Below are 11,683 nucleotides of genomic sequence, written 5' to 3'. Positions count from 1 at the left end.
CGACTCCCTTTGGGTGCATTAGTAAAAGCTTTGACTGCGGATTAAGAGGTGATATTTTGATTCCTTTTAAACGTTAAGTCTTTTTTTATTAGCTACGGGAAGTAGCTCAGCTTGGTAGAGCACTTGGTTTGGGACCAAGGGGTCGCAGGTTCGAATCCTGTCTTCCCGATAAAAAATAAGACCTTCGATTGGTTCGCTAATCGAAGGTCTTTTTTGGTTCTTCGTCAAATAGTGTTGGTGAGGGTCAAATTGAATAGAGTACAGTGACTCTAGTTAAGCAGTTTTGCTTAGCTGGAGCTTTTTTTTCTATATAGAATCATTAAATCTTATATGGGGTGGATAATTGAACAATCTGGGTGAGCAGATTCCATGAGATATTTTTCAAAAGCCAGTATGATGAGAGGAGAAGAGTTTGGAGGAAAGAATATGAAAAGTCAGGGAATGATAACAGAAGAAGCTGTCTTTGCTGGTGGTTGTTTTTGGTGTATGGTAAAACCGTTTGATCAACAGCCTGGGATTGTCTCAGTTACGTCAGGCTACACAGGAGGGCACGTTGCTAATCCGACATATGAAGAGGTCTCGATGGGGACAACAGGGCACACAGAGGCTGTAAAGGTGGTTTATGACCCTTCAATCATCTCATATGAAGAATTAGTTGGAATTTATTGGCAACAAACAGATCCTACTGATGCGTTCGGGCAATTCGCTGATAGGGGTGATTCTTATCGCCCAGTTATCTTTTATCAGACTGAAGAACAGAGACTAGTTGCGGAAGCTTCAAAGGAAAAACTACAAGCAAGCGGTCGATTTAATCAGCCGATAGTTACAAAAATTGAAAAAGCTCAGCCGTTTTATCCAGCTGAGGATTACCATCAGGATTATTATCGAAAAAATAAACCACATTATGAGCGCTATCGGGAAGGTTCAGGACGAGCAGGTTTTCTTCGCCAAAATTGGCAATAACGATAAATGTGATAGCAACTAGGGCAGCAACTATAGCGCTGATAAATATCAATATACGTTACGGATAGCTGTTTAAATGAAATATCTGAGTGAATTTTAAGGAATCTTACAATCGTTTGATTCGTTCGAACGAGTTGTGCTTTTTGCCGACCTATTTCACATAAACCACAAAGTGATGCAGAGTCCTAGGCTGAGAAAAGGCACAAAGGGTAGTTCAATAATTTTTTTATCAAAGAATAGATAATTGATACTGAAGGCTAAAAGACCGAGCAGACTGGAAAAAAAGAGCCAGTAAACAAAAGATAAAGTGGGTAGAAGGACGCCCCAAGAAATTAGCAGGAGATAATCACCCTGACCTAATTTGTTAGTGAGAGTGGGTAAACTAAAGTACAGTAATAGTAAGAGGATGAATAAAAGGCTGTTGAATGGCCGGCCCAAATAAAACCCATATCCCCATAAAATTAGGCTCAGTGAATAAAAGATTCTCGGCTCAACAAGGTAGTAAAAGAGATCAGTGAGTGAGAGTAGGAAAGCCATTGTGAGCCAGAGCAATAGAAAATAAGTCGATGGCGTTTGTGGTTGAGAGTAGAACCAAACGAAGAGGCTGCCATAAGCGATTTCTGAGAATAAACAGATTAGCGGAATGGATTGATGACAGTGTTGGCAGCGAAATTTTTTGTAAATGATGGAAAAAATTGGCACAAGTTCCCAGTAAGCTAGGGGATGTTTACAGGAAGTACATTGTGAGCGTGAGAATAGAAATGATTGGTTTATAGGTAAGCGTTCGGCTACGACACAGAAAAACGAGCCAAAACAGCAACCAGTAATAAAATAGATAAGCATAGAGTTCTCCTTTCAAGAGTCTTCAAAAAGAAATACGCAGGAAAGAGTAGAGATTTTTATTCAAAAATAAGTTTAGTTATTAAAAATCTGCGCATAAATGGAAAATACGGGGTTAAATTAGAATTATTCTAATTTAGAAGGGAAATTAGTGTACTTTTTTTCGATTTCATACTATGATTTTATATGTAAGGAAATTAATTAAAAAAGGAAATAAATAGGAGGAATTATTTATGAAATTTGAACAAACAAAAGAAGTATTAAACCAATTAGTTGCTGACTTAAGCCAATTCTCAGTGGTGATTCATCAAACACACTGGTACATGAGAGGCCCTGAATTCTTGACGCTTCATCCATTAATGGACGACTATATGGACGAAATCAATGATCAACTAGATGTTATTTCAGAACGTCTAATCACATTGGATGGCTCACCATATTCTACATTACAAGAGTTCGCTGACCACACTGGAATTGAAGATGAAGTCGGTAACTGGGATCGCACAATTCCTGAACGTATGGAAAAATTAGTTGAAGGTTACCGTTATTTAACTGACCTATATCAAAAAGGGATTGAAGTATCTGGGGATGAAGGCGACGATTCAACTCAAGATATCTTTATCGCAAATAAAACAGACATCGAGAAGAAAATCTGGATGTTACAAGCTAAATTAGGCAAAGCTCCTGGCATTGATGCAGGAACACGCGCAAAAAGCCGTAATTAATAATAGGTTGTGACAGAAGAGGTCAGCTTCAAGAAATAAGAAGGAATTCCCGAAAATTGTTTCTTTAATTTTTGGGGAATTTCGGCTTATTTCCGAAGAAGCTACTTCTGTCACACCGTTTAAATAGCTTGTGACAACATCTGTCCAAGAATAAGTAAAGAGTGAGTGATTCGTTCATTGAACGAATTCACCCACTCTTTTTACTTATTCTGCTTCTGTAAAGGTTTGTTTGGCCCGTTTGATAGCGGCTGCTACCTGGTCAAAGCCGGTGCCGCCGAAGGAATGACGACGTTGTATGGCTGTTTTTGAGGCTAGTGTGTGATAGATATCTTCCTCGATAAGCGGCGTAATTGCTTTGTAGTCTGCTAATGGGACATCTTGCAGATAAATGCCTTTCTGGGTACAGCTGAGCACTAACTTGCCAACAATTTCGTGGGCTTGGCGGAAAGGAATGCCTTTTGTGGCCAAATAGTCAGCTAATTCTGTAGCATTCGAGAAATCTTTCTCTGTGGATTCTTCCATACGCTGTGTGTTGAGCTTCATGGTCTCAACCATGCCAGCCATAATATCTAGACTAGTTAAAATCGTATGAGCGGTATCAAACATGCCCTCTTTGTCTTCCTGAAGGTCTTTATTGTAAGCGAGCGGCAAACCCTTCATAACGGTTAGGAGGCCAAATAAATCGCCATAGACGCGGCCAGTCTTACCCCGAATTAATTCCGCCATATCGGGATTTTTCTTTTGCGGCATGATTGAGCTACCGGTTGAAAAAGTATCCGTTAATTCGATAAATTGGAATTCATGACTGCACCATAAAATTAACTCTTCGCAAAAACGTGATAAATGCATCATTAAGATAGAAGAATTACTTAAAAATTCTAAAATAAAATCGCGGTCACTGACGCCATCCAAACTATTTTCATAGACGGACGAAAAGCCGAGTTCTTCTGCAACAAATTGCCGGTCAATCGGAAAAGTCGTTCCAGCTAAAGCGGCACTACCAAGAGGTGAGATGTCGACACGTTTAAGGCTTTCAGTAAAACGCTCCTGATCGCGCGTCAGCATGCCATAATAAGCCATCATGTGGTGGCCAAAGGAAATCGGCTGAGCGTGTTGTAAATGAGTGTAACCAGGCATAATCGTTTCAATATTTTCTTCGGCTTTATGGACCAGAACTTGCCGAAATAAAGTGATTTTTTCGACGACTTCTTGGACAATTTCTTTCAAGTAAAGATGCATATCAGTCGCAACTTGGTCATTCCGGCTACGAGCCGTGTGTAATTTGCCAGCCACAGGACCGATTTCTTCATGTAAATACTTCTCAATATTCAAATGAACATCTTCGTTTTCAATCGCAAACGTCAGCTGTCCGGCCGCTAATTTCTTTTCAACAGCTTTCAAACCAGCGATGATTTGTTGCGCCTCTTCTTCTGTGATAATACCCGTGTGGGCCAGCATCTTCACGTGAGCGAGACTGCCGGTAATGTCTTGTTTTGCTAATTTTTGGTCAAAGGGAATCGATGCACCGAATGCGTCAATCCAAGCCTCGTTTTTTCCATCGAAACGGCCACCCCAAAGTTTTGCCATGATTCGTTCACCTCGTTTTTTATTTAAAAAGAAAGAGACGGACGTTTGGTACACAGTCCAGTCTCTGAGTGTTGCATTGTTTAATTTTAATTAAGTTTGGTAAGAACAAAGGGCGTCTTATCATTAATTCGTCCACTATTTTTCGGATTAATTCCGATCAGTTATATAGGGGGAGAGCAGACTGCAGGTAACAATTAATTTTCCTCGGAAAATTTGTACTCGCCTTTTTATAAAAGTGCAGCTGCTAGAAATATTGAAGATTGCGCCTCTCTTTAGTGGGTTTCACAAAATGAGAGGTCAGCAATGAACAATTACACTAAGTTGTTCGTTTGTTACAGAAGGTCTATTTAGTTGATGCTTGGTCGTTAGCAACTTTTGTTTGGACTTCAGCATGGACTTTTGATGGTAAGCCCCACAGTTTGATGAAGCCAACTGCAGCATCTTGATCAAAAGTATCGGCAGAAGTGTAAGTAGCCAGCTGTTCATTGTATAAGCTATTGGCAGACTTACGCCCTTCGACAATTGCATTTCCTTTAAATAATTTCACACGGATAACGCCATTCACATATACCTGTGTTGATTTTAAGAAAGCAATCAGCGCATCCGTTAAAGGATTGAACCAAAGGCCATCGTAAATAATTTGGCTTAACTGATTTTCAATCATCGGTTTAAAATGAGCTAACTCACGGACAAAGGTTAAATCCTCTAACTCTTTGTGGGCATTCATCAAGACAATTGCTCCAGGACATTCGTAAACTTCTCTCGATTTAATCCCCACAAGACGATTTTCCACATGATCAATTCGGCCGATGCCGTGTTTTCCAGCGGTAACATTTAATGACAGAATTAAATCAGATAGCAACATTTTTTCACCATTTAAAGCGACCGGCACGCCTTCTTCAAAGGTAATCTCAATAATATCTGGCGTGTCAGGTGTGTCCTCCAGCTCAGCTGTCAGCGCGTAAGCACCTTTAGGAGGTGTTGCCCAAGGATCTTCTAAAATGCCGCATTCGCAGGCACGGCCCCATAAATTTTGATCGATTGAGTAAGGATTATCTAAGTCAGCAGGAATTGGCACGCCTTTTTCTTGGGCATACTTAATTTCTTCCTCACGCGACCATTTCCACTCACGAACAGGCGCAATAACTTTTAATTCAGGTGCTAATGAGCTGATAGCTACTTCAAAACGCACTTGGTCGTTGCCTTTACCGGTACAGCCATGCGCGATCGTTGTTGCCCCCATCTCATGCGCTAATTCCACTAATTTCTTAGCAATTAATGGACGAGATAACGCGGAAACCAATGGATAAGACTGCTCATAAAACGTGTGCCCTTGTAAGGCAACCAAGGCAAATTCTTGGGCAAATTCTTCTTTTGTATCAATCGCGTAGGAAGCAGAAGCTCCTACAGTCAATGCTTTTTGTTTAATAAATTCCATATCTTTCTTCTCACCGACGTCTAGGCAGCAAGCGATGACGTCATAGCCTTCATCAACTAACCATTTTACTGCAACCGAAGTATCGAGACCGCCAGAGTATGCCAAAATAACTTTTTCCTTCATTTCATTCTCCCCTTAAAACTTGATTATTTATTTTCAAAAAAATTTCATGGACTAATCATAGCATCATTAAATAAAAAAGACAATAGTTTTTATTAATAAATATACAATATTTTTGGAAATAAACATAAAATATACAATAATAATTGAATAATCGTTCTATTTATTCATAAAAAACGAATAAGATTCATTTGGTCAAACAGAACGTTTAGATGAAAAAGCCTTTCAAAAGAGAGATTTATTTTCCGAAAGGCGGTGGAAACGCATTGACAGAAGGCTTTTTAGAGGGTATTATGTTAAATGGTATTGTTTGCCCCACAAAGAGCCCCGGAAACTCGAAGTGTATGTCAAACATCAGAAACTTAAATTGGAGGAAAATATCGTGCGTACAACATATATGGCCAAAGCAGGCGAAGTAGAACGTAAATGGTACGTAGTAGACGCAACTGATGTTCCTATGGGACGTCTTTCAGCAGTTGTTGCTTCTATCTTACGTGGTAAAAATAAACCAACATTCACACCTAATGTGGATACTGGAGATTTCGTAATCGTAATCAATGCAGACAAAATTAAATTAACAGGGAACAAAGCAAGTGACAAAATGTACTACCGTCACAGTAACTACCCAGGCGGATTGAAATCAGTCTCTGCTGGAGAATTACGTGCTAACAATTCTCGCCGTTTAATCGAAACTTCTGTAAAAGGAATGCTTCCTAAAAACACTTTAGGCCGCAAACAATTAACAAAATTAAACGTGTATGGTGGAGCAGAACATCCACATACAGCACAACAACCAGAAGTCTTAGACATCACAAACTTAATCTAATAGGAGGGAATTTCATTGGCACAAGTTCAATATATCGGCACAGGCCGTCGTAAAAATGCAGTTGCTCGTGTACGTTTAGTACCAGGAACTGGTAAAATTACTGTAAACAAAAAAGACGTTACAGAATATATTCCACACGCAGACTTGCGTGAAGTTATCAACCAACCTTTCGGAGTTACTGAAACAAAAGGCGCATATGACGTTTTTGTTAACGTAAACGGTGGAGGCTACGCTGGACAATCAGGAGCTATCCGTCATGGTATCGCTCGTGCATTGTTAGAAGTAGATCCAGACTTCCGTCTAGCTCTTAAACGCGCTGGTTTACTTACTCGTGACGCTCGTATGGTCGAAAGAAAGAAACCAGGTTTGAAAAAAGCCCGCAAAGCGAGCCAATTTTCGAAACGTTAATCGTTGTTTTATCAACGATCTTTGGACATCCGCCATTTGGTGGGTGTCTTTTTTGTTATTTGCTTACAAAAATAGTGTTGGGAGAAGATTCGAAAATCTTCCACCAACACTAAATATTATAGAACCCTTTTTAGATAGTAAAATCGATTCCCTGGCGTAGCCTATTTTTCTGAAGCTTAGCCTGTTCGCTAACCTACTTACAAAAGATCACTGTCTTCTCAGACGTGCTTTTTTGGCTAACATAACAGCTAGTTCAAATCCGGCATAGGCAATTACTGAGAGTAAGAGTAGATAGACTGTGACGCCACCGATGTAGAGGCTGAGAAATGCTGCGAATGCAATTAAACTTCTTAAAAAATTCCGAACTTTTTCCATGTTTGTACCTCGTTTCCTTTTTAGACTAGTTGCGACAAGCGATGATGATAGTAATAGGCAAAATAACAATAATTGCTGAGTGCATATAATTTATGTAGATGACTGGTGCCACAAATGGAGAACCAAACGTAAAATTAAAGTGGAGGAAACTGTGCGAGTTACTTGTTGCTGACTGATAGGCTAGCTATTCCTTAATTTCAGTATAGTCTGATTTCTTAGTGGAGGCAAATGGAAACAAATAATCCGATACTTTTCAGAAGGTCTTTTACAAGGTATAGTAGAGATGTGATGATGGAAGATAGGGATAAAGGGCAGCTAGCGCTAGACAAAGTTATTACGCAGCTCAATTACATAAAAAGTAATGAAACAATCTATGGATTTTTATTGAGGATAGAAATGAGCACTCTCACTTCGCCTCTGTGAGCTAATAAGTAATAAAAAAAGCTCAATTCAAGTTGTAAGATAGCGCTAAGTGAGTAGTAATTTATCAAGAGAGGAAAGAAAAAATGGCAAAAACAATTGGCTTTTATGGAACGGGAAATATGGGTCGAGCAATGATCCAAGGACTAATACAGTCCAAATTATACGAAGCAAAGGATATTTGGATTTATGATGTCTATCAACCGATTGTTGACAGCTTGGTGGCAGAGTTAGGAGTGACACCAACAGAAAATCCAGATGATTTGGCTAAAAATAGTGACACGATTATTTTTGCCGTGAAACCGTATGTGCTACCTAATTTACTTAAAGAATTGGCGCCAAAATTAACGAAGGAACAAATTTTAATCTCAGTTGCAGCGGGTGTGACTTTGGCAACCATAGAAGGGGTCTTGTCGACGGGACATAAAATAGTGCGCGTGATGCCCAACACACCAGCTTTAGTGGGTGAAGGGATGTCAGCAGTTGTCTACAATCAGAACATTTCGGAGGAAGAACAACAGGCAGTCTTAGAAATATTCAGTAGCTTCGGCAAGGCGCAAGCAGTCAGCGAAAATTTAATAGATGCAGTGGTCGGCGTCAGTGGATCCGCGCCAGCATATGTTTACATGTTCATTGAAGCATTAGCTGATGGTGCGGTCCTTGAGGGAATGCCACGTCAGCAAGCGTATGAATTTGCGGCGCAAACAGTTCTTGGCTCGGCAAAAATGGTGCTAGAAACCAATCAGCATCCAGGTGCTCTAAAAGATATGGTAACATCACCCGGTGGCACAACGATTGCGGCGGTCAAAACATTAGAAGACCACGGATTTCGTTCAGCCGTGATGAATGCCGTTCATGCTGCAGCTGAAAGAAATAAGCGTTTAAGTTAATTTTCGTATAAATAAATGAAGGCTCTGTACTTTTCTGCAGAGTCTTTTTGCCAGTCCCACTTGTCTACGACCATTTAGTGGGATGGTATGCGTAGGACGATAAGATGAAATGGAACATTTCATACCTTAAAAAGTCCCTAGCGCCAGTCCCACTTGTACATGACCTTCTAGTGGGATGGTATACGTAGGACGGTAAAGTGAAATGGATGTTGGTATGGAAATTGTCTGCCGATTTCCTTTTTTGCTTCTTTTCTCCGTTCTTAGTATAATGACTATGTTTTGAAAAATGCCTGTAGCAGGTTTATTTATGCAGCGCATCGTAGGAGGAATAGAATCAATGTCGACTAATTTTTGGGCGGAGTTACCGAAGCCTTTTTTTGTATTAGCACCAATGGAAGATGTGACGGATGTGGTTTTTCGGCATGTCGTGATGGCAGCTGGAGCGCCAGATGTATTTTTTACAGAGTTCACGAATTCAGATAGTTTTTGTCATCCGGATGGAATCGAAAGTGTCCGCGGGCGTTTGACGTTTACGGAAGATGAGCAGCCGATGGTGGCGCATATCTGGGGGGATAATCCTGAGTATTTTCGTGAAATGAGTCTCAGTTTAGCTGAGATGGGTTTTAAAGGAATTGATTTAAATATGGGCTGTCCGGTGCCAAATGTAGCGGGACGTGGCAAGGGTAGTGGTTTGATTTTACGCCCAGAGGTTGCGGCGGAGTTGATTGAAGCGGCTAAAGCTGGCGGCTTACCGGTGAGTGTTAAGACGCGTGTTGGTTATACGGAGCTTGCTGAGATGGAGGGTTGGATTCGTCACTTATTAAATCAAAATATCGCTAATCTTTCTGTGCATTTGCGGACGCGAAAAGAAATGAGTAAGGTGCCGGCTCATTGGGATCTGGTTCCTAAAATTATGGCGTGGCGTGATGAACTAGCACCTGATACGCTCATCACTATTAACGGAGATATTCTGGATCGTGAAATGGGACTAGAGTTGGCTGAAAAATATGGAGTTGATGGGCTAATGATTGGTCGGGGGATTTTTAAAAATCCTTATGCCTTTGAAAAAGAGCCCGAAGAACATTCAGCGAAAGAACTGATTGGTTTGTTGCGACTGCAGCTTGATTTGCAAGATAAATATAGTGAAGAAGTACCTCGTTCAATCGTCGGCTTACATCGTTTCTTCAAGATTTATATCAAAGGTTTCCCGGGCGCTAGTGATTTGCGGGTTAGCTTGATGAATACTAAATCAACTAGTGAAGTCCGTGAGCTTTTAGATATGTTTGAAACAGAACATGAAGAAATCTTTGGATAAAAATAGAGCTTGGGTGTCCAGATAAATGAGATAAACGTAAGTTGAAATTTCGTTTGTGGGATAAGTTGAACTGTTATTTGACCCATTATTTTACCTAGAAATAAACTGATAGATTGACGGGAGGAACAACTATGAAGAAAAAATGGTGGCAGAACGCCGTAGTCTACCAAATATATCCTAGAAGTTTTCAGGATTCAGATGGCGATGGAATTGGTGATTTAAAAGGGATTATTCAACGCCTGGATTATTTAGAAGAATTGGGTATTGACGCGATTTGGTTGTCGCCCGTCTATAAATCACCGAATGATGATAATGGCTATGATATTAGTGATTATGAGGATATCATGGCAGAATTTGGCACGATGGCAGACATGGAGCGTCTGATTGAAGAGGGCAATAAGCGCAATATCAAAATGATTATGGATTTGGTCGTTAATCATACCTCAGATGAGCATGCTTGGTTTGTTGAGTCGAAGAAAAGTAAAGAAAATGAGTACCGCGATTATTATGTTTGGCGCGATGGCAAAGGGGGCGAGGTTCCTAATGGCTTACGTTCAACATTTAGTGGGTCTGCCTGGGAATTTGATGAAGAGACTGGACAATATTTCTTACATTTATTTAGTAAGCGTCAGCCGGATTTGAATTGGGAGAATGAAAAGGTTCGTCAAGCCGTTTATAAGATGATGAATTTTTGGATTGGTAAAGGCGTCGGCGGTTTCCGGATGGATGTGATTGACTTGATTAGTAAGGTGCCGGATCAAGAAATTACGGGTAACGGGCCAAAATTGCATGAGTATCTTCAAGAAATGAATCAAGCGACATTCGGTGGGAAAGACTTGATGACGGTTGGTGAAACGTGGGGCGCGACTCCTGAGATTGCTAAACTGTATTCTAATCCTGAGCGTCATGAATTGTCGATGGTTTTCCAATTTGAACATGTTGGCTTGGATCAAGAGCATGGTGAAGGAAAAGATAAATGGGATTTGAAACCTTTAAATGTTGCTGAATTAAAGAAAGTTTTATCGAAGTGGCAGGTTTCGCTTGGTAACGAAGGCTGGAATAGTTTATTCTGGAATAATCATGACTTGCCGCGGATTGTTTCTCGCTGGGGCAATGACACGGTTTACCGTGAGCAAAGTGCCAAAATGTTCGCCATTTTACTGCATATGATGAAGGGCACACCTTATATTTATCAGGGCGAAGAGATTGGTATGACCAATTATCCGATTAAAGACATTTCTGAAGCAGAGGATATTGAAACGATTAATATGTATAATGAGCGCTTGGCATTAGGCTTCTCGAATGAAGAATTGATTGAGTCTATCAATGCCAAAGGTCGTGACAATGCCCGGACACCGATTCAGTGGGATAATTCAGCTAATGGCGGCTTTACGACGGGGACGCCATGGCTGCATGTGAATCCAAATTATACAGAAATTAATGTTGAGAATAACCTGAAAGATCCTCGCTCTGTTTTTTATACCTATAAAAAATTAATTGAATTACGTAAGAAGAATGATCTTGTGGTTTGGGGTGAGTATGAGCTGTTAGAGGACACGCCTGAAGAGATCTTTGCTTATAAACGAACGCTAGATGATGAAACTTGGTTGGTCGTGGCGAATTTCAGTGAAACGCCAACGCAATGGACTTTGCCTGCTGAAGGAAAAGAATTGATTATTTCTAATTATGACCGGTCAGATGTACCGACCGGTGAACAAATATTGAAGCCATATGAAGCCTTTGTTATTAGGATTTGAAAAAAGTGAGATAGAAGAT

Annotated in this window: 11 protein-coding genes and 1 tRNA gene; 8 read left to right on the top strand and 4 right to left on the bottom strand. The window is 40.3% G+C overall.

The window, feature by feature from the left end; translation table 11 throughout:
* The first annotated feature begins 95 nt into the window (after window positions 1-95).
* Window positions 96-169 (top strand) — tRNA-Pro (locus BAU15_RS04220).
* A gap of 272 nt (window positions 170-441) precedes the next feature.
* Entirely contained in the window at window positions 442-963 is a 522-nt protein-coding gene (gene msrA, locus BAU15_RS04215; RefSeq protein WP_420022116.1) for a peptide-methionine (S)-S-oxide reductase MsrA, read from the top strand.
* Between the two features lie 156 nt (window positions 964-1,119).
* Here msrA and BAU15_RS15915 read toward each other — a convergent pair whose 3' ends face one another.
* Window positions 1,120-1,806 carry a prepilin peptidase gene (locus tag BAU15_RS15915; RefSeq protein WP_161841518.1) on the bottom strand — a complete coding sequence of 229 codons (687 nt, stop codon included), beginning with the start codon at window positions 1,804-1,806 and terminating at the stop codon, window positions 1,120-1,122.
* A gap of 230 nt (window positions 1,807-2,036) precedes the next feature.
* Between BAU15_RS15915 and BAU15_RS04205 the strand changes: the two genes are divergently transcribed.
* Window positions 2,037-2,528: a Dps family protein gene (locus BAU15_RS04205; RefSeq protein ID WP_161841517.1), complete on the top strand. Its 492-nt coding sequence runs from the start codon at window positions 2,037-2,039 to the stop codon at window positions 2,526-2,528.
* 204 nt (window positions 2,529-2,732) lie between these two features.
* Here the strand turns inward: BAU15_RS04205 and argH are convergent, their stop codons facing one another.
* The gene (argH, locus tag BAU15_RS04200) at window positions 2,733-4,115 is read right to left on the bottom strand and encodes an argininosuccinate lyase (RefSeq protein WP_161841516.1); all 1,383 of its coding nucleotides are present in this window, start codon (window positions 4,113-4,115) and stop codon (window positions 2,733-2,735) included.
* Window positions 4,116-4,458: 343 nt separating this feature from the next.
* The gene (locus tag BAU15_RS04195; protein WP_161841515.1) at window positions 4,459-5,676 is read right to left on the bottom strand and encodes an argininosuccinate synthase; all 1,218 of its coding nucleotides are present in this window, start codon (window positions 5,674-5,676) and stop codon (window positions 4,459-4,461) included.
* A 376-nt stretch (window positions 5,677-6,052) separates the two neighbouring features.
* Here BAU15_RS04195 and rplM point away from each other — a divergent pair, with 376 nt between their 5' ends.
* Entirely contained in the window at window positions 6,053-6,499 is a 447-nt protein-coding gene (rplM, locus tag BAU15_RS04190) for a 50S ribosomal protein L13 (protein WP_337247985.1), read from the top strand.
* Window positions 6,500-6,514: 15 nt separating this feature from the next.
* Entirely contained in the window at window positions 6,515-6,907 is a 393-nt protein-coding gene (gene rpsI / locus BAU15_RS04185) for a 30S ribosomal protein S9 (RefSeq protein ID WP_161841513.1), read from the top strand.
* Window positions 6,908-7,114: 207 nt separating this feature from the next.
* Here rpsI and BAU15_RS04180 read toward each other — a convergent pair whose 3' ends face one another.
* Window positions 7,115-7,282, bottom strand: a complete 168-nt coding sequence (locus BAU15_RS04180; RefSeq protein ID WP_161841512.1) for a hypothetical protein — start codon at window positions 7,280-7,282, stop codon at window positions 7,115-7,117.
* Between the two features lie 506 nt (window positions 7,283-7,788).
* Between BAU15_RS04180 and proC the strand changes: the two genes are divergently transcribed.
* The 3 genes from proC (at window position 7,789) to BAU15_RS04165 (ending at window position 11,664) form a co-directional block, all read left to right on the top strand.
* On the top strand, window positions 7,789-8,592 hold the full coding sequence (gene proC / locus BAU15_RS04175) for a pyrroline-5-carboxylate reductase (RefSeq protein WP_161841511.1): 804 nt from the start codon (window positions 7,789-7,791) through the stop codon (window positions 8,590-8,592).
* A 337-nt stretch (window positions 8,593-8,929) separates the two neighbouring features.
* Window positions 8,930-9,907 (top strand): tRNA dihydrouridine synthase, encoded by a 978-nt coding sequence (locus tag BAU15_RS04170; protein WP_161841510.1) that lies wholly within the window; start codon window positions 8,930-8,932, stop codon window positions 9,905-9,907.
* Window positions 9,908-10,038: 131 nt separating this feature from the next.
* Window positions 10,039-11,664 carry a glycoside hydrolase family 13 protein gene (locus BAU15_RS04165; RefSeq protein ID WP_161841509.1) on the top strand — a complete coding sequence of 542 codons (1,626 nt, stop codon included), beginning with the start codon at window positions 10,039-10,041 and terminating at the stop codon, window positions 11,662-11,664.
* Window positions 11,665-11,683 lie beyond the last annotated feature (19 nt).

It is taken from the genome of Candidatus Enterococcus huntleyi (genome assembly GCF_009933175.1).
Lineage (GTDB): Bacteria > Bacillota > Bacilli > Lactobacillales > Enterococcaceae > Enterococcus_K > Enterococcus_K huntleyi.
Note: the sequence above shows the minus strand (reverse complement) of the source record. Positions and strands in the feature narration are given on the sequence as shown.